Genomic DNA, 18,472 nt, shown 5'->3' on the forward strand with positions numbered 1-18,472 from the left:
GGCTCAGCGCTTCCGGCGCATCGTGTTGGCCGCGTCCTCGTAGGCGCGACGGAAGGCCTTGGCGAAGACATCCATGAAGGCCTCGTCCGAGCCCTGGACCACGCCCTCGAACTCCCGTTCATAGGCCTTCCACAGCGCCGCCTCGCGGGCGCCGGGCAGGATTTTGGCCAGCAGGCCACGACCCTCGGCGCGGTCGCGGATGGCCTGGGGCGAGAAGCGGTCCAGCGTCGTGCGCAAGGCCCCCTGCATCGCCGCCAGGGTGGCCATCTGGTGCGCCTGCAGGTCCTTGAACCCGTCCTCGACGGCGCGATCAGCCGGCATGAAGCCGCGTTGCGGCGGGTTCAGCAGCTGGCCCAGCGCCTGTTCCGGCGTGCGGGCGAACTTCAACGGGTTATTGCCCGACAGGTCGAGCGACGTGCCCTGGGCGCCCAGCTCGGCCTTGGCGCGGGCGCGGGCCTCCAGCATCACCACCAGGCCGGCGGCCATGCGGCGCATCAGGTCTCCGGCGCGGGCGGCCGCTTCCGCCGGATCGCCGTCGACGTCCGCCGGCGTGAGGCCGGCGGCGGTCAGCAACTCGGTCCAGGGATCGGGACCGGATGGCGCGGCGGGCGTCGGGTGGACGACCGTTGCCTCTGCCGTGGTCGCGGGCGGCGGAGCAGGGGCAGGGGCCGGCGGCGGTGAAGCCCAGGCCGCCGCGCCGTCCATGCCGCCCCGCGACCAGTCGACGCTGTTGACCGAGGCCATCCGCGACCAGACGTCGACGGCGTCAGAGGCCGGAGCCTGAGGCGCGGCAGGCGAGGGGGCGGCGGTCGCGGCGGGTTCGGGCCAGGCGCTCTGGCCGGCGAGGGAGGGGGCGCTCCAGGCGTCGGATCCGGCACCGCGACCGGTGATCGCCGCGCCCGGCTCGCGCCAGCGGCTGTCGGCTTCCGCCGGATCTCCTCGCAGCCCGGCCGGTTCCGCCGCCCAGCCCCCGGACGCCGGCGGAGGCGACAGCGGCGCGGCGCCCCATCCCGGCGAGGCTTGGGGCGCGGGCGCGGCCGGCGCGGGATCGCCCCAGCCGGACAATGGCGCTGTCGCCTGCGAGGGCGGCGGGTCGCCCCAGCCCGCGGACGGCGGAGCAGCGGGGGCGGCGCCGGGCGTCGAGTCCCAGCCGCTCCAGCCCTTGGCCGGCTCCGGCTGCGTCGTCCTGGCCTGGTCCGCGCCCGACAGGCTGACGCTGATCCGGTAGTGGCCGATGGCCAGTTCATCGCCTTCGGCCAGCACATGCGCCCGGGGCAGCCGCTCGGCCGCGCCGTTCAGGAACAGGCCGTTGGTCGACTTGTCCGACAGCAGGTAGCCGCCATCGCGGAACTCGATCTCGCAATGGGTCGAGGAGATATGGTTGCGCGGGTCGGGCAGGCACCAGTCCGCATGCGGCGAACGACCGATCCGGGCCCCGTGCCGGTCGAGCACCAGCTGCGTCGGCTCGCCGTTGTCCAGCCGGTCCAGGTTGACGATGGTCAGCGTCAGCGCCACCGGTCAGTCCTCGCCCCGCGACGCCGCGAGCGCCACGCCGGCGTCGAGACAGCGCGCCAGGGCCGCGGCCGGCTCACGGGCGCAGGCGGCGGCGACCAGCACCGCGCCCGCGGCGCAGCGACCGGCCGCGTCGCGCGGCGCCGGCAGCGGTTCACAGTCCAGCGGCGCGATCGAGCCGCCCGAATAGAAGGCCGCCAGCGCCGCCAGCCGCGCCGCGCCCGTTTCCGCGGAGGTTTCCGCCGCCGCCTGGGCCGCGCGACGGCGTGGCTCGGTCGGGTCCTGGACCCACAGCAAGGCCGCTTTCAGCGCCTCCTCGGATCCGGGGTCGAGGTCGTCATCGGCGGTCAGGTCGCGCACGGCGCGGGCCGCCCAGGCGACTGCCTCCCAGCGGGGCAGGGCCAGGGCCAGGAACTCGGCGGCGTCGTCATCGCGCCCGGTCTCGCGCAGCTGACGAAAGAAGGCGTCCGGCGGCAGGGTCGCGGCCGGGCCGTCAGCCTCGGGCCAGCCGAGCAGTCGCAAGACCTGTCCGGCCTCCGTCCATTTCACGCGGATCCAGGTGTTCATCGCCAAACCGTCAATTGATCATCACGACGGCGCCGTTGAGCGTCAGCGAGAGGCCGCCCTTGACCTCGGTGGTCAGGCCGCCCTTGGCCGACAGGGTGGTCTTGGCGTCGATGGCGATGGTCAGGCCGGTCATGGTGATGCCCTGCGGCGTCAGCTTGATCGAGGTCTTGGCCACCTTCAGCTCGATCGACTGCGCGGCTTCGATCGTTGCCTTTCCGGATGAAACCTTCAGGCTGTAGTTGCCGCTCTGGATCGTCTCGTTGTCATCGCCCTTGATCGTCGTCTTGCGCGAGCCCTTGGTGATCTCGCGCTTCTCGTCGCCCTCCTCGATGACGAGGGCGACGTTCTTTTTCACGGCGGTGCTGCGGTTACGGCCGATCCTGCCGACCTGGTCGCGACCGACCTTCTCGTTGTCGTCGAAGCGCACCCAGGCCTTGCGGTCACGCTGGGCGTGCAGGAAGACCTCTTCCTTGCCGCCCGCGTCCTCGAACCGCAGTTCGTTGAAGCCAGGCTCGCCCGAGCCGGGCGGCTCCTCCGCTTCGGGATAGGAGCCGGCCTTGCCGACGGTGCGGGACTTGATCGTCGAGACCGTCTTGCGCTGGGGCAGCGGGTAGGGCGGCATTTTGTCGGCGTTGTAGACGCGGCCGGTGATGATCGGCCGGTCGGGGTCGCCGTCGAGGAAGTCGACGATCACCTCCTGGCCGATGCGCGGCAGCATGACCGCGCCGAACCCGCCGTCGGCCCAGCCCTGCGACACCCGGACCCAGCATGAACTGTCGTCCTTCCAGTCGCCCTCGCGGTCCCAGAAGAACTGCACCTTCACCCGGCCGTGCTTGTCGACATGGATGGTGTCGTCGGTGGGGCCGGGATTGACGAGCGGCCCGACCACCCGCGCCGTCTGCGGTCCCTGTGTGCGGGGGCGGGTGGCGACGCGCTCGGGCCGCCAGCGCACGGCGAACGGCACCGCCTCGAGCATGACGTCGATGTGGTAGTCGTCGGGGCCGTCGGAGCGGTAGGCCTCCGAGGCGAAGGAATGGGTTGCGCCGACGATCAGGTAGTCGCCGTTCAGGCCCTTCTCGGGGTGCGCCGCCAGGGTCAGGCGATCGCCGCTGTTGACCCCGAACGCGTCGCCCTCGCCGACGAAGCGCCGGGAAGCCGCGCGGGCCGCCTGCAGCATGACGCCGGCACGCCGTTTGGCCTGGGCGCCGGCCTGGCCTCCCTCGAAGACGCCCCCTTCGACATACCCGCCGATCTCGGCCGGATGGTCATAGAGTTTCGCCGAGGCGCGGTTGGGGGCCTCGGAGGCGGCGACGGACTCGCGATTCGCATCGCGGGGCTTCAGGAAATGGTGCTCGCCCAGCATCACTTCGGTTGGCGCGGTCGCGATCCGTTCGGCCCAGCGCCAGATATTCACCCGCCGGCGGGAGCGGTTCGACCCGGGCGGCATGAAATCCACGGTCGGCGTTTCCGCCGACGGTTCGTGCGCCGCAGGGCCGTCGCTGGCGACCAGGGTGTGGCGGTCGTCCTCGTGCCGGAAGAAGTAGTAGATGCCTTCCTCTTCCATCAGCCGGGAGACGAAGTTGAAGTCGGTTTCGCGGTACTGGGTGCAGTACTCCCTTATCGGGTACTGGCCGGTGATGCCGCTCAGGTCGAAGTCGGAACAGCCGGCGTCCTGAAACACCTCCTGCAGGATATCCTGAATCGTTTTGTGCTGGAAAATCCGGACGTTGGATCGCTCTTTCAAGGTATCCAGCCAGGAGCGGACGGTCAGCCTGTAGCGGATGGTCGTCTGGCCGTCGTCGAGTCGCTCGACGGCGAACAGCAGGCCGTGGAAGCGACGGGCGACCCCTGTCAGGCCGGTCGTGCTGATGACCACGGGCTGATAGAGCGCGTCGAAGAAGTCGACGGGTTCCTCGGCCAGCACCTCGGCCGAGATCAGGAAAGGTTCGCCCAGCCGCGAGCGCATCGAGAACCGCTCAAGGACCACCTGATCCTGCCGCAGGCTCGTGCCTATCGTCGCCAGACGTCCTGTCTGGCTTCGTTCCGTCGCCATGAACGCGCCCCGTCACCAGCGACAATCTCTTGTGTCGCCGCACACGCTATTAGTGTTGCCCGCCCCCCGCCCACTTGGCTATTGTTTTGTGGACCGACGTTCGGAGAACGGTAATGCGACTTTCCTCGCTGGCTGCGCTGACAATTCTGATCGGATGGGCTCCGATCGCTGTCGCAGCTGATGACCCCGCTCCCGAGTACACCGCCGATCAGGTCGTGGCCGCGATTCTGAACGGCCCCAAGCCGTGCCCCGCGCCGAAGACCCAGGAAGAATGCGACGCCGCCGCGAGCGCGAGCAAGAAGACGCGCCGCTGGGTGATGGCGACGGGCGGCGAGGGCGATGGCGGCGTCGTCAAGCCACAGGCCTCGAAGCCGACCCGCGTGACCCGTCCGGCCAAGCCGGTTCGCCGCGTCGCCACGGCCTGCACCGCCAAGCCCGTCGACACCTCCGGCCTGTCCTTCGCGGACATGCGCCTGACCTTCGCCCTGGGCTCGGCCGACCTGACGCCCCAGAGCCGTGCGAATCTCAAGCAGATCGCCGTGGCCCTCAAGACCAAGCTCGAGCCGCTTTCGTTCGAAGTCGCCGGCTACACGGACGCGACCGGCGCCGACGACGTGAACATTCCCCTGTCGGAAAAGCGCGCCGCGGCGGTGAAGGACTTCCTGGTCGCGCAGGGCGTGGCCGAGGCCCGGTTGAGGACGCGCGGATTCGGCGCTGAACATCTGGCGCTCCCGGACGATCCCGAGAGCTGCGGCAACCGCCGCGTCGAATTCATGCGTCTGAACTGATCGGCGTGTCGATGGCCGGACTGCCGACGCCGATGTTGGCGCGGCCTTTTCTGCAGGCGGGGGCTTGATGGCCATTGAAGTCGCGGCGCTGTTGACGCCGCTGTCGGACGAGACGCCCTGCGGCGACGATCAGTGGGGCTCGCCTTCTTTCGAGAAGCTGCGCGAGGCGTTCAGCCGCGCCGACGACGAACTGGTCGATCCGGAGAGCCTGGACATCGACTGGCGCGGCCTCGCCCGCGACGCCGAGGCGCTGGTGGCGAGCACCCGGGACATCCGCGCCGCGGGCTACGTCGCCCGGTCGGCCGCCCGCGCCGGCTCCCTTGCCGGAGCCGCCGACGGCGTCGAACTCCTGGCCGGCCTGCTCGAGACCTTCTGGGCCGGCGTGCACCCGGTGCCGGAGACCGAGGACCCCGACGATCTGATGGAGCGGGTCAGCGCGATCCGGGCGCTCGACGCCCGCAGCTCCTTCATCACGCCGGTGCGGGAAGCGATCATTCTCGACAGTCGTCGCAGTGGCCCGTTCAGCGGCGCGGACCTGATCAGCTTCCGCAAGCCGGCCACCGAGGACTACGACCCCGCGGAGCGCCGCCAGGCGTTTCTCGAGGGGCTGTCCGAAGACCCGTCCGCGCCGACCGTCGCGATCGCCGCGCTCGACCGCATCACCGCCGGGTTCGCCCGGATCTCCAGGGCCTTCCGCGACAACGCTCCCGATGGCCCGGCGCCGTCGTTCTCCGGCGCGTCGGAGGCCATTGCGGCGCTCCGGAGCACCCTGGCCAGCTACGCGGCGGAGGCGCCCGCCGAATCCGCGCCCGAGGCGGGCGGCCCGGCCGTGACGTCATCGCCCTCCGGCGGCGGGGCCGCTGGCTCCGGAAAGGCGGTCGGCGCGATCAACAACCGCGACGATGTGATTCGCGCGCTGGATGCCGTGTGCGACTACTACGACCGCTGCGAGCCCTCGAGCCCGGTAGCCACTGCGCTGCGCCGGGCGAAGGGCTGGGTGAAGATGGATTTCCTTTCCGTGCTTGCCGAAATCAACCCCGACGCCCTGCGCGAGGTGCGCAAGGTGTTGTCACCGCGTTCGGAACAGGAATGACTTGTAACGTTGGCGGTTGAGGGGTGGCCCAGTCCGGTCTAGGGTCGATATTGAGGTTCGACGAACCGCGTAAGCGCGCAGGTCGATCAGGGGGCTTTCAGATATGTCTTCAAAGAGCGGTCAGCGTTTCATCAAGGAAAACCGCGCGCCTCGCGTGCACATTGAATACGAGGTCCAGACCAACAACGCCGTCCGCAAGGAATCCTTGCCGTTCGTGATGGGCGTGATGTCGGACCTGTCGGGTCAGTCCAAGGTCGAGCGCAAGCCGGTCGGCGCCCGCGACTTCCAGGAGTTCGACATGACGAACTTCGAGCAGAAGATGCGTGGCATGGCCCCCCGGGCCGTCTTCCAGGTCCAGAACACCCTGACCGGCGAAGGCAAGCTGGGCGTCGACCTGACGTTCAACTCGATGGATGATTTCTCGCCGGGCGCGATCGCGCGCAATGTCGAACCCTTGGCCAAGCTGCTGGAGGCGCGCGACCAGCTCCGCGACCTGCTGCAGTACATGGACGGCAAGGACGGCGCCCAGGATCTGCTCGACAAGGTCATGAAGGACCCCGAGTTGATGAAGGCTCTGGCGTCCAAGTCCACTCCCGATGAGCCGTCCGAAGGCTGATACGGCGTAACCCCTCTGATTGACTGAAGGCTCGAAGCATATGGCGCAGCAGGTGGAGCAACAGGCAGCGGGCGCGGCCGAGGCGGTCGACGAGTTCGCTGCGCTACTGCAGAAGGAATTCAAGCCCACCAACGATACCGCGCGGGCGCGGATCGAACAGGCGGTGCAGACTCTGGCGCAGCAGGCCGTCTCGGATGCGAGGATCATCGGCGACGACATCTTCGCCACGGTGTCCTCGATGCGGGCCGAGATCGATCGCAAGCTGTCCGAACAGGTCAACGCGATCCTGCACAACCCCGAATTCCAGAAGCTTGAGGCCGCCTGGCGCGGCCTGAACTACCTGGTGATGAACACGCCTTCGGGTGCGGACCTGAAGGTCCGGGTCATGGATATCTCCAAGGAAGAGATCCGCCGCCAGATGCGGCAGTACCAGGACGCGGCCTGGGACCAGAGCCCGCTGTTCAAGAAGATCTACGAGGACGAGTTCGGCAAGCTGGGCGGCCATCCCTACGGCGCCTTTGTCTGCGACTATCACTTCGACCACACCCCGCCCGACGTCGAGATCATGCGCGGCCTGACCAAGATCGGCGCCGCCGCCCACGCTCCCTTCATCGCCGGCGCCGCGCCCTCGATCATGGGCATGGAGAACTGGTCCGAGATCAACAATGTCCGCGACATCGGGCAGAAGTTTGAATCGACCGAGTACGCGGGCTGGCGGACGTTCCGTCAGAGCTCCGACAGTCGCTATCTGGCGCTGGCCATGCCGCGCACGCTCGGACGCAGCCCGTACGGCTCCGACAACCCCATCGACGAGTTCGTCTTCGAGGAAGAAACCGGCGGCGACCACGACAAGTACCTGTGGACCAACGCGGCCTACGCGCTCGGCGTTCGTGTGACGGACGCCTTCAAGTCCTACGGCTGGTGCACGCGCATCCGCGGCGTCGAGGGCGGCGGCACGGTCGAGAACCTGCCGATGGCCTATTTCCCGACCGACGACGGCACGATCGACGCCAAATGCCCCACCGAGGTGGCCATCAGCGACCGCCGCGACGGCGAGCTGTCGAAGGCCGGCTTCATGGCCCTGATCCATCGCAAAAACACCGATCAGGCCAGCTTCATCGGCGCCCAGACGGTTCATTCGCCGGCGGCCTATACGGACGCGGAGGCGACCGCCAACGCCAACCTGTCGGCGCGGCTTCCCTACATCTTCGCCAGCTGCCGGTTCGCGCACTATCTCAAGTGCATCGTCCGCGACTGGGTCGGCTCGGCCCGCGAGGCGCCGCAGCTGCAGAAGGACCTCGAGAGCTGGATCAACATGTATGTTGACGGCCAACCGGACGCCTCCTCCGAAGAGGAGAAGGCCCGCAAGCCGCTCAAGAAGGCGATGATCAACATCACGCCTGACGAAGAAAACCCCGGCTACTACCGGGGCCAGTTCCAGTTCGTTCCGCACTACCAGCTGGAGGGCATGGACGTGTCCATCAGCATGGTCTCCAAGCTCGGCGGCGGATCTCAGTAGCCTTTACCCTCGCGTAGTGGATCAGACGCGGGGGCAGCCCGCATGCAGTGGAGATACTCATGGCCGATGTTGACGCCTTCCTTCAGCTCGATGGCATCAAGGGCGAGTCCCCCGACGACAAGTTCAAGGACGCAATCCAGGTCCTGAGCCTTCGCCTGGGCGCGGTGAACGAAGGCACTGGTCAGTACGGCTCGGGCTCGGGCTTCGGCAAGGTCAAGTTCCAGGACATCGAGGTCATCAAGCGCGTCGATCTGTCGACGCCGGTGCTGCTCAAGTCCTGCGCCCGCGGCGACCATATCAAGAAGGGCACGCTTGTCGTCCGCAAGGCCGGCGGCGAGCAGCTGGTCTATTTCAAGATCGAGATGACCGATATCCTCGTCACCTCCACGCACGTCTACAGCGAGCCCGGCTCGCCGCTGCTCTATGAGAGCGTGCGTCTGAACTTCAAGACGATCAAGGAAGAGTACACGCCGCAGTCGGGCAGCTCCGGCGGCGCCGGCGCCTCGGTCTCCTTCGGCTACGACATCGCCGCCGCCAAGACCCTCTAGTCCCGGACGGAGGGACGACAAACCATGGCGGGCGCGGACGAACTCCTGGCTGCAGGCGACCTGGAGGGTGTCCGCACCGCCCTGGTAGAGGCCGTGAAGGCGAAACCGGACGATGCGGGGGCGCGGAACTTCCTGTTCCAGGTCCTCGCGTTGAACGGCGAATGGGACAAGGCGGCGACCCAGGTAAAGGCCCTGGCGTCGCTCGACCCGGAAATGCAGATGAACGCGGTCGTGGTCAGCCAGCTGATCGAGGCCGAACGGCAACGCGCCGCCGCCTTTGCAGGGCAGGGCGCGTTTCCTGTTCTGGCGTCGACCGCGCCCTGGGCCGACCAGCTGGCTGAAGCCTTGGGCGCCTATGCCCGGGGAGACGCCGCCGGCGGCGACGCTGCGCGGGACGCGGCCTTTGACGCCGCAGAGGACACGCCCGGCACGTGTGACGGCACAGCCTTCGACTGGATCGCCGACGCCGATCCCCGCTTTGGCCCGAGCTTCGAAGCCATCGTCGGCGGCCGCTGGGGCATTGTGCCCTTCGCCGCCGTGACCCATGTCACCAGCGACGGTCCGCTGGACCTGCGCGACCTGATCTGGCTGCCGGTGCAGATCGGCTTGCGGTCGGGCCAGTCCGCCGCCGGCTTCCTGCCGGCCCGCTATCCGGGAAGCGAAACCGCGGACGCGGACCTTCGGCTCGGCCGGCGCACCGACTGGCGCCCGTCCCCCGCCGGGGAGACCGGTCTGGGTCAGAAAGTCTGGTCCCTTGGCGGCGACAGCGATGTCGGGCTGCTTGATTTCCGCAACCTGACCTTCTCCTGACGGTGCGGCGGTGACCGGTTCGCGGTTCAACACCAGTCTGTTCGACAAGCTCACCGCCGGTGCGCAGTTCTCCAGCGCCAAGACCGCGGACGCCAACGCGCGGGGCATCCTGGAGTCGTTGCGCGAGTTCATCGCGCCGAACGCCGATCAGTACGGCGAAGGCCCGCTGCGCGACGCCATCCGGCGCGACGTCAGCTGGCTGCTGAACACCGCCAGTCTGGAGGCGGCGATCGACCTGACGCCCTATCCGGAGGTGGCGACCTCGGTGCTGAATTTCGGCGTCCCGGAACTGGCGGGCAAGGCCACCAACACCGCCTCGATCCAGAGCCGCGCCCGACAGATCCGCACGGCCCTGACGGTGTTCGAGCCCCGGCTGGACAGCACCACCCTGGTGGTCGAGCCTCGCGAGGGCGTCCTGCGTGAGAACGCGGTCACCTACATGATCGAGGCTGAACTGAACTCGCCGCAGAAGGCGTCTCCGGTTCAGTTCCTGACCGACGTCGAGGCCGATACGGGCTCGGTCACGGTGAGGACCTGAGCCGATGGATCCCCGCCTGCTGCAGGCCTACAACGATGAGCTGGTCTACCTGCGCGAGGCCGCCCGGGAGTTCGGCGACGAGCACGAGGTTGTGGCCGGCCGCCTCGGTCCCAAATTCCCGGACGAGCCAGATCCCTATGTCGAGCGCCTGCTCGAGGGCGTCGCCTTCCTCGCGGCGCGGGTTCATCTCAAGCTCGACGACCAGTTCCCCGAGTTCACCCAGCACCTGCTCCAGGCGGTGCAACCCAACTATGTCTCGCCGACGCCGGCGATCGCGATCGCCGCGTTCGAGCCGGATCACGGCGATCCGGCGCTGGCCGCCGGCCTGACGCTTCCGCGGCAGTCGCGCATGAGTGCGCCGACGCCCGGCCATGACACCGCCTGCCAGTTCCGCAGCACCCAGGACGTGACGCTCTGGCCGTTGCGCATCGCCGAGGCCGAGTACCTCCCGACCCGCGCCATGGTCGCCGCCTACCAGGCCGGCGTCGACGCCAGGGCCGGGGTGCGGATCGTGTTCGAGGCGACCGGCGAGGCCGACCTCTCCAGCCTGACGATCGACAGCCTGCCGATCTACCTGTCGGGCTCCGAAGCCGTGCCGGGCGAGCTCTACCGGCACATGCTCGGCGAAGTGGCCGCGGTGGTCGGCGGACCGGACGCGCAACATCTGTCGCGACTGCCGAAGCCAGAGGCCTATGGCTTCGGCGACGAGTGCGCGGTGCTGCCGCATGACGGCCGCTCATTCCGCGGCTACCGCATCCTGTCGGAGTATTTCGCCTGCCCCGAGCGGTTCCTGTTCGTCGAGCTGAAGGGCCTCAGGCTGGCCTTCGCCGGCTGCGGCCGCCGGTGCGAGATCGTGGTGCTGTTCTCGCGCGAGTCCGCGGCCCTGCGCGGCGTGGTCAACGCCGACACGCTGCGGCTGTTCTGCTCGCCGGTGGTGAACCTGTTCGAGCTGCAGCTGGCCAATACGCCGGTGAACAGCACCCAGCACGAGCACGAGGTCATGCCGGACCGGTCCCGCCGGCTGGACTACGAGGTCTATCGCCTGCTCGACGTGAAGGCCCTCGATCGAAAGGGCCAGAGCCATCCGGTTGCGCCGCTGCACGCGGTGGGCAGCCAGCTCTATGACTGGCGGGACGCCGTCTACTACGTGACCCGGCTGCGGACGCGGCGGCTCTCCACGCGCGAGCAGCGCCGCCGCAAGCGGTCAGACTATGTCGGCAGCGAGACCTGGATCAGCCTGACCGCGCCCAACCAGACCGAGCGGCTGGCCAACATCACCGAGCTGTCGGTGCGGGCGCTGGTGACCAACCGCGAGTTGCCCGAGCTCTTGCGGCTGGGCGGCAAGGGCGACCGGCTGACCCTCACCGACGCTGCTGTGAAATCCGCGGTGCTGGTGCGCCCGCCGTCGCGTCCCCGCCCGCCGAAGGGTCTGTCGGACGCGGCCTGGCGCGTGATCGCCCACCTGACGCCGAACTACTCGTCCTTCACCGAAGGCACGCCCGAGGAAGCGGCCAACCGGCTGCACAACCACCTGGTTCTGTACGGCCAGGACGACGACACCGCGATGAAGCGCCAGGTCGACGGCATTCGCCGGGTCAGTTCGTCGCCGACGACGCGGCGCCTCGGCGGCGCCGACCGGGCCGCCTTCGCCCGCGGCCTGAAGCTGCGCATCACGCTCGACGACGCCGCCTTCGAGAATGGCCGGATGTATCTGTTCGCCTCGGTGCTGGAGCGGTTCCTGTCCGAGTTCGCCTCGATCAACACCTTCATCGAAACCACCTTTGACAGCCCCGAGCTGGGAGACTTCGCGCATTGGGCGCCAAGACTGGGCCTGAGACCGACCATCTGATCTTCCTGCGCGAGGCGGCGTCCGAGGCGAGCCACTACGGCTTCTTCGCGCTGTTGCGGCAGGCGGAAACCCGATCGCGCAAGCTGCCGCGTGTCGGGCGCTCCCGCTTGCCACAGGAGGACGTGGCCACCCTGGCCCATGCCGCCTCGATGGACTTCCCGGCCGCGACGCTGGAGTCGATCGAGGTCGAGGACGGCAAGCGCCCGAAGATCCGCAGCCGGTTCCTCGGCCTTACCGGCCCCATGGGCGCCCTGCCGCTGCATCTGACCGAGTACGCGGTCTACGAGCGCCGCTACGCCAAGGAACAGCCGTTCGGCGGCTTCCTTGACCTGCTGACCGGGCGGATGCTGCAGTTCTTCTACCGCGCCTGGGCCGACAGCCAGCCGGCGGCGCAGGCGGATCGGCCGGAAGACGACCAGTTCGCCCGCTATGTCGCCGCGGTGACCTCGGCCGGCGACGGCGCGCCTGACGGGACGTCCGCCCTGTCGCCGTCCATGCGCCTGCATGCGGCCGGCCTGTTCCTCAGCCGACGCAGCGCCGCGGCCCTGACAGACGGCCTTAGCGGCCTCCTGGGGCTTCCGGTGACGGTCCAGGAGTTCGTCGGGCGCTGGCGCTCCATCCTGCCCGAAGACCAGACCAGCCTGACGGCCGGCGGCGGGTTCGCCGGCCTGGGCGCAGGAGCCTGTCTGGGCCCCCGCGTGCGGATCGCCGACGACGCCTTCCGGGTGAGGGTCCGGGCGACGGACATGGCGCAGTACGAAAGCCTGCTGCCGTCCGGCGCACGCTTCGCGGTCGCCGCCGAGGCGCTGACCGCGCTCTCGCCGCCCCACCTGGAGTGGGAGCTCGAGCTGGAGATTGAAGAGGGGCGGGCCGCGCCGGCCTGTCTGTCACGCGGCGCACGGCTGGGCTGGTCCAGCTGGATGGCGCCACGAAAAGGTTCAAATTATCGCGCCGACGCCCGCCTGAAGCGGGAGTCCGCAGCGATCGGGGTCAAGAGGGGGCTGAATTGAGTGTAAGCTACGCAACGCTGGTCGGACGGCTGAACGCCGCCGGGCAGCAGGCCGTCAACGAGGCCATGGCCGGCGCCAAGAAGCGCGGCAACGCCTACGTCGAGTTCGCCCATCTGGTTGATGTCCTGGTGCGCACGCCGGACGGCGACGTCGCGGCCATCCTTGCGCGCTTCGCGGTCGACGAGGGGCGTCTGTCGGCGGACATCACCGCCTTCCTCGACAAGCTGCCGCGCGGCGCCAGCGCCCTCTCGGATGTCTCGCCGGCGTTCGGCGAGGCCCTGGCCGAGGGCTGGAAGGCCACCTCGCTGGTGTTCCACGGCGACGCCGTGCGGACCGGCCACATCCTCTATGCGGCCCTCATCACGCCGGTGCTTAACAACGCCCTGACCGCCATGTCGCGGGAGTTCGGCGGCATCGACCCCAACCGGCTGGTCGCCGAGTTCGACGCCATGACCGCCCGATCGTCCGAGGCCGGCGCGGGCAGCGTGTCGGCGGGCGATCCGGCGGCGTCGGGCGAAAGCGCCCTGGCGAAGTTCTCGGTCGACCTGACGGCGCGCGCGCGTTCCGGCGAGATCGACAAGATCGTCGGCCGCGACGCCGAGATCCGTCAGGTGATCGATATCCTGCTGCGCCGCCGGCAGAACAATCCGATCCTCACGGGCGAGGCCGGGGTCGGCAAGACGGCGGTGGTCGAGGGCCTGGCCCGGCGGATCGTCGACGGCGACGTGCCGCCGGTGCTCAAGGACGTGGCGCTCTATTCTCTCGACATCGGCCTGCTGCAGGCCGGCGCCAGCGTGAAGGGCGAGTTCGAGAAGCGGCTGCGTCAGGTGATCGACGAGGTTGAGGGCTCGGCCAGCCCGATCATCCTGTTCATCGACGAGGCTCACACCCTGATCGGCGCCGGCGGTTCGGCCGGGACCGGCGATGCGGCCAACCTGCTGAAGCCCGCGCTGGCGCGGGGCCGGCTGCGCACCGTCGCCGCCACGACCTGGGCGGAGTATCGCCAGTATTTCGAGAAGGACCCGGCGCTTACCCGCCGCTTCCAGACCGTCAATGTGGCCGAGCCGGATGCGGACAAGGCCATCGCCATGATCCGCTCGGTGTCGCCGATGATGGAAAAGCACCACACGGTGGTGGTGCTGGATGAGGCGGTCGAGGCGGCGGTGAAGCTTTCGCAACGCTATGTCCCCGCCCGGCAGCTGCCGGACAAGGCCGTCAGCCTGCTGGACACAGCCTGCGCCCGCGTGGCGGTGTCGCAGCATGCGACGCCGGCCCCGGTCGAGGATCGCCGCCGCACGGTGGAGCTGCTCGAGGTCGAGATCGCCGTCGCCGAACGTGAGACCGCCGCCCGCTACGGCGCCGGCGAGCGCATTCCGGCCCTCAAGGAGCGGCTGGAAGAGGGCAAGGCGGCCGTCGCGGAGGCCGAGGCCAAGTGGGCGGCCGAGAAGACCGCGCTGGAGGCCCTGATCGCCGCCCGGGAGAGCTTCCGGACCAGCGAAGGCGCCGGTGACTCCGGCAAGGCGCTCGACGAGGCCCTGGCGGCCCTGCGCGCGGCCCAGGGCGACTCGCCGATGGTCTTCGCCGAGGTCGACGCCGACGCGGTCGCGGCCGTGGTGGGCGACTGGACCGGCATCCCGGTCGGCCGGATGGTCAAGGACGAGATCGCCTCGGTGCTCAACATGGCCGAGGCGCTCAAGACCCGCGTCATCGGCCAGGACCCTGCCATGGACGCCATCTCCAAGCGCGTCCAGACCAGCCGGGCCCGTCTGGACAATCCCAACAAGCCGGTCGGCGTGTTCATGCTCTGCGGCCCGTCGGGCGTCGGCAAGACCGAGACGGCGCACGCCCTGTCGGAGCTGATGTACGCGGGCGACGACTCGCTGATCGTCATCAACATGAGCGAGTTCCAGGAGGCCCACACGGTCTCGACCCTCAAGGGCGCGCCGGCCGGATATGTCGGCTACGGCCAGGGCGGTGTGCTGACCGAGGCGGTGCGCCGGCGGCCCTATTCGGTGGTGCTGCTCGACGAGGTGGAGAAGGCACACCCGGACGTCCACGAGATGTTCTTCCAGGTGTTCGACAAGGGCTACATGGACGACAGCGAGGGGCGGCATATCGACTTCCGCAACACGCTGGTCCTCCTGACCTCCAACGTCGGCACCGACCTGATCTCGAACCTCTGCGAGGACGAGGAGATGGCGCCGGACTTCGAAGCGCTGGCCACGGCCCTGCGTCCGGAGCTGCTGAAGGTGTTCCCGCCCGCGCTGCTGGGCCGCCTGGTGGTGCTGCCCTACGCGCCGCTGTCGCCGACCATGCTCAACAGCATCGTGCGCCTGCAGCTGAACCGCATCGTTCGCCGGATCGCCGACAACCACGCCATCACCATGACGTTCGGCCAGGACGTCGTGGACTTCGTCGTCTCGCGCTGCACCGAGCTGGCCTCGGGCGGGCGGATGATCGACGCGATCCTGACCAACAGCATGCTGCCGGAACTGTCGATCGAACTGCTGCGGCGGCAGATGGACGGGGTTTCGGTCGAATCGGTCAGCGTCGGCGTGACCGACGGCGCCTTCACCTACGCCATCGCCTAGGTGAGTCGCGCGGCGGGGCGGCCTGTGAAAGCCGCCCCGTTGGGCGATCCCGCTACTTTTCTGAGGGAAAAGTGGTGGGTGCAGTAGGATTCGAACCTACGACCCGCTGATTAAGAGTCAGCTGCTCTACCAACTGAGCTATGCACCCGTATCGACGGACGGGGCTCTGCGAGGCCCGGCGGCGAGGGCGCGGAACATAGCCGAAAGTTCCGGGGACGCAAGGGCGATACTGATGGCCAGACGCGACATTACCGGGGCGGTCGATTTTCCGTATCTGGAACAGTTCGCCGCGGGCGACGAAGAGGTGATCGACGAGGTCCTCGGGCTGTTCCAGGAACAGGCCCAGATGTGGTCGCCGATGATCAGTTCGACCTCCGAAACCTGGCGCGACGCGGTCCACACCGTGAAGGGCGCCGCGCGCGGCGTCGGAGCCCATGCGCTGGGCGACGCCTGCGAGCGGGCGGAGATCCAGGGCATTCATGCGCTGCCCGACGTGCACGCTGCGCTGGACGCCGCGCTCTTCGACATCGCCGCCTACCGCCACGAGCGGGCGCTGCGGTCGCTGAAGGGGTAGGGCGGGCTACCGCGCCTTCAGAAACCGGTCATACCAGGCAAGATTCCGCGTCAGCCGGTCGGCCCGGTAGCTCGGCGTCGAGACGCCGTGGAACTCGCCCGGATAGACCACCAGCCGGGTGTTCAGTCCCCGCGACTTCAGCGCCTGGTACATCTGCTCCGCGCCGAGGCAGGGAACGTTGGTGTCCTCCTCCGCGCACTGGAACATGACCGCCGCCGTGATCCGGTCGGCGTGCAGGAACGGATAGCTGAGGCGCGTCCAGGTCTCGGTGTTGCGCCACGGCAGGCCCAGTTCGAGCTCGTACTCGCGGATGTACATGTCGGCGCCGTAGCCGCCGAGGAAGTTGGACATGCCGGCCCCGCTGATCGCCGCCTTGAAGCGCGGATCGCTGGCGACGACGTAGTTGGTCAGGATGCCGCCATAGCTCCAGCCCCCGACGCCCAGCCGTTCGGGATCGGCGATGTTCGCAGCGATCAGCCAGTCGACGCCGGCCTTGATGTCGCGGACATCGACATTGCCCCAGTCGGCGTAGATGGCGCGGGCGAAGTCGAAGCCGCGTCCGGAGGAGCCGCGTGGGTTGATGCCCAGCACCACGTAGCCGTTGGCCGCATAGAGCTGCCAGTCGGCCATGAATTCGTGGCTGTACTGGTAGACCGGCCCGCCGTGCAGCCTGACGATCGTCGGGTAGCGTTTGGCGGGGTCGTAGCCGGGCGGCAGGGTCAGGATGCCGTGGATCTCGATCCCGTCGCTGAGGAAGCTGACATCGCGGGTCGTCGCCAGCTTGCGGCCCGCCAGCCAGCTGTTGTGGCGGGTCAGGGGGCGGGAGCCCGGTCCCACGGTGCGCAGCTCATTCGGGGCATCGCTGGCGCCATCGAGGACCGCGATGCGTCCGTCGGCGCCGGCGGCGAAGTCGTAGGCGAAGCGCCGGCCGCCGGTCAGGTAGTCGATACGGCCATTGGCCGGGTCGATCCGCGCCAGCAGCGTGTCGCGGTCCTGCTCGATCAGGGCCAGCAGGCTCCTGCCGTCCGGCGACCAGCGCGGGTGATTCACCGACCGGTCGATCCAGGCGACCGGCGCCGCCCGTCCTGTGGCGACATCGCCGACCACCATCTGCCAGGGGCTGTAGTAGATCCACTTGTCCTCGGCCGAGCGCAGCCAGACCAGCCGCTTCGAATCCGGCGACCAGTCGGGCCGTGATTCCCAGCCCGGGTCGGAGTCCGCGCCGGCGAAGTCGCCCATCCGGCGTGGCTCGCCACCGCTCGCCGGAACCACGTACACGTCGAAGTCCAGATTGCGGTCCGGATCCGGACCCCGGCGCTTCGAGACGAACGCGATCGATTTGCCATCCGGCGACCAGGCCGGCAGCCAGTGGTCGAAGTCGCCGCGGGTGAGCGGCGTCGTCTCGCCGGTCTTCAGATCGACGATCAGCAACTGCTGGCGGCGGGCGTCGAGGTAGCCGCGCGTGTCTTCCTTGAACTGGTAGCGGTCGATGACGATCGGCGGCGTCGTGCCGGCGGCGTTGGCTTCGGGGCCGCCAGTCTCGACGACCACGACGGCCTTCTCGCCATCGGGCGAGAGGGCGTAGTCGCTGACGCCGCCGGGGACCTCGCTGACCTGCCGGGCCTTGCCGCCCTTGCCGGGCATGCGCCAGAGCTGGGTGTCGCTCTCGCCGTCCTTGTCGCCGAGGAACACGATCCAGCGACCGTCCGCGCTGAACGACGGCGCCCACTCGCTGGCCTTCGGCGTTTTGGTGAGCGCGCTGGCCTCGCCGGTCGCCCAGTCGACGCGCCACAGGTCGCTGACCTGTGCGTCGGTCTCGAGATTGTCGGTGGTAACGCTGTAGACGAGACTCGCACCGTCGGGGGCGAACACCGGCTCGGCGACGTCCGAGATGCGATGCAGGTCCGCGACTGTGAAGGCGGCGTTCGTCTGCGGCGCGGGAGGCTTGGCGGGAGGCCGCCGCGTCAGACCCCAGGCGACCAGCGCAACGCCGATCAAACCGATGACAACCGCTGTCCAGCGTCGCATGTCGCAATTCCCCCGCGAACGCGAAGGGTGGGCGGATTCCGGCCGCTGGAGCTAGCCCCGCGTGCGGTCCCAGACGCCGAATTCGTAGGCGATGCAGCGGTCGACCAGGGTGCGCCAGACCGGCTCGGCGATGGCCTCGGAGAGGCCGGCCTCGCGGGCGGCGGCCTTGACCTTGCTCACCACGTCCTCGATGCGGGCCTCGTCGCGCACGACATTGCGGTCCGGCTTGATGCGGGCGGCGGCGTCCATATAGCCCTGACGCTCGGCGAGCAGGGCGACCAGGGCGCGGTCGAGGGCGTCAACACCCTGCCGGACCTCGGCCATGGTGGTGCATTCGAGGGGCGCGATGCGGTCGCCCGTCGCGTTCAAAACATCT

General features: G+C 69.0%; 16 protein-coding genes and 1 tRNA gene. 11 read left to right on the plus strand and 6 right to left on the minus strand.

All coding sequences use genetic code 11. The features are described from left to right. Positions 1-3: 3 nt before the first annotated feature. Genes tagH through AC3WJT_RS11130 form a run of 3 tightly spaced genes read right to left on the minus strand, consistent with a single transcriptional unit; the run spans position 4 to position 4,132 of the window. On the minus strand, positions 4-1,515 hold the full coding sequence (tagH, locus tag AC3WJT_RS11120; RefSeq protein ID WP_492343182.1) for a type VI secretion system-associated FHA domain protein TagH: 1,512 nt from the start codon (positions 1,513-1,515) through the stop codon (positions 4-6). Positions 1,516-1,518: 3 nt separating this feature from the next. Then, positions 1,519-2,079 carry a DUF6931 family protein gene (locus AC3WJT_RS11125; RefSeq protein ID WP_492343183.1) on the minus strand — a complete coding sequence of 187 codons (561 nt, stop codon included), beginning with the start codon at positions 2,077-2,079 and terminating at the stop codon, positions 1,519-1,521. Positions 2,080-2,089: 10 nt separating this feature from the next. Further along, the gene (locus tag AC3WJT_RS11130; protein ID WP_492343184.1) at positions 2,090-4,132 is read right to left on the minus strand and encodes a type VI secretion system Vgr family protein; all 2,043 of its coding nucleotides are present in this window, start codon (positions 4,130-4,132) and stop codon (positions 2,090-2,092) included. Between the two features lie 113 nt (positions 4,133-4,245). Here AC3WJT_RS11130 and AC3WJT_RS11135 point away from each other — a divergent pair, with 113 nt between their 5' ends. From AC3WJT_RS11135 to tssH, 10 genes are all read left to right on the plus strand, one after another. Further along, entirely contained in the window at positions 4,246-4,920 is a 675-nt protein-coding gene (locus AC3WJT_RS11135) for an OmpA family protein (protein ID WP_492343185.1), read from the plus strand. Positions 4,921-4,987: 67 nt separating this feature from the next. After that, the gene (gene tssA, locus AC3WJT_RS11140; RefSeq protein WP_492343186.1) at positions 4,988-6,013 is read left to right on the plus strand and encodes a type VI secretion system protein TssA; all 1,026 of its coding nucleotides are present in this window, start codon (positions 4,988-4,990) and stop codon (positions 6,011-6,013) included. A 103-nt stretch (positions 6,014-6,116) separates the two neighbouring features. Further along, on the plus strand, positions 6,117-6,629 hold the full coding sequence (gene tssB, locus AC3WJT_RS11145) for a type VI secretion system contractile sheath small subunit (protein ID WP_492343187.1): 513 nt from the start codon (positions 6,117-6,119) through the stop codon (positions 6,627-6,629). A gap of 40 nt (positions 6,630-6,669) precedes the next feature. Further along, the gene (tssC, locus tag AC3WJT_RS11150; protein WP_492343188.1) at positions 6,670-8,148 is read left to right on the plus strand and encodes a type VI secretion system contractile sheath large subunit; all 1,479 of its coding nucleotides are present in this window, start codon (positions 6,670-6,672) and stop codon (positions 8,146-8,148) included. Between the two features lie 59 nt (positions 8,149-8,207). Beyond that, a complete protein-coding gene (locus AC3WJT_RS11155) occupies positions 8,208-8,696 on the plus strand; it encodes an Hcp family type VI secretion system effector (protein ID WP_492343189.1) in 489 nt (162 codons plus the stop codon). Between the two features lie 24 nt (positions 8,697-8,720). After that, positions 8,721-9,506 carry a type VI secretion system accessory protein TagJ gene (locus AC3WJT_RS11160; RefSeq protein ID WP_492343190.1) on the plus strand — a complete coding sequence of 262 codons (786 nt, stop codon included), beginning with the start codon at positions 8,721-8,723 and terminating at the stop codon, positions 9,504-9,506. Between the two features lie 10 nt (positions 9,507-9,516). After that, positions 9,517-10,044: a type VI secretion system baseplate subunit TssE gene (gene tssE / locus AC3WJT_RS11165; RefSeq protein ID WP_492343191.1), complete on the plus strand. Its 528-nt coding sequence runs from the start codon at positions 9,517-9,519 to the stop codon at positions 10,042-10,044. A gap of 4 nt (positions 10,045-10,048) precedes the next feature. Then, positions 10,049-11,893: a type VI secretion system baseplate subunit TssF gene (gene tssF, locus AC3WJT_RS11170; RefSeq protein WP_492343192.1), complete on the plus strand. Its 1,845-nt coding sequence runs from the start codon at positions 10,049-10,051 to the stop codon at positions 11,891-11,893. Beyond that, positions 11,857-12,903, plus strand: a complete 1,047-nt coding sequence (tssG, locus tag AC3WJT_RS11175; protein ID WP_492343193.1) for a type VI secretion system baseplate subunit TssG — start codon at positions 11,857-11,859, stop codon at positions 12,901-12,903. Before tssF ends, tssG begins: the two co-directional genes overlap by 37 nt. Further along, positions 12,900-15,494 carry a type VI secretion system ATPase TssH gene (tssH, locus tag AC3WJT_RS11180; RefSeq protein ID WP_492343194.1) on the plus strand — a complete coding sequence of 865 codons (2,595 nt, stop codon included), beginning with the start codon at positions 12,900-12,902 and terminating at the stop codon, positions 15,492-15,494. Before tssG ends, tssH begins: the two co-directional genes overlap by 4 nt. 72 nt (positions 15,495-15,566) lie before the next feature. Here tssH and AC3WJT_RS11185 read toward each other — a convergent pair. Beyond that, positions 15,567-15,642 (minus strand) — tRNA-Lys (locus AC3WJT_RS11185). Between the two features lie 84 nt (positions 15,643-15,726). Here AC3WJT_RS11185 and AC3WJT_RS11190 point away from each other — a divergent pair. Further along, complete coding sequence (locus tag AC3WJT_RS11190) at positions 15,727-16,068, plus strand: Hpt domain-containing protein (protein WP_492343195.1); 342 nt, start codon at positions 15,727-15,729, stop codon at positions 16,066-16,068. A gap of 6 nt (positions 16,069-16,074) precedes the next feature. On the opposite strand, the gene AC3WJT_RS11195 is transcribed toward AC3WJT_RS11190, so the two are convergent. Further along, positions 16,075-18,096: a S9 family peptidase gene (locus AC3WJT_RS11195; RefSeq protein WP_492343196.1), complete on the minus strand. Its 2,022-nt coding sequence runs from the start codon at positions 18,094-18,096 to the stop codon at positions 16,075-16,077. A gap of 51 nt (positions 18,097-18,147) precedes the next feature. Continuing rightward, a complete protein-coding gene (locus AC3WJT_RS11200) occupies positions 18,148-18,420 on the minus strand; it encodes a chorismate mutase (protein ID WP_492343345.1) in 273 nt (90 codons plus the stop codon). Positions 18,421-18,472: the final 52 nt, after the last annotated feature.

Source organism: Caulobacter sp. FW305-C-30-S16 (assembly GCF_058783025.1).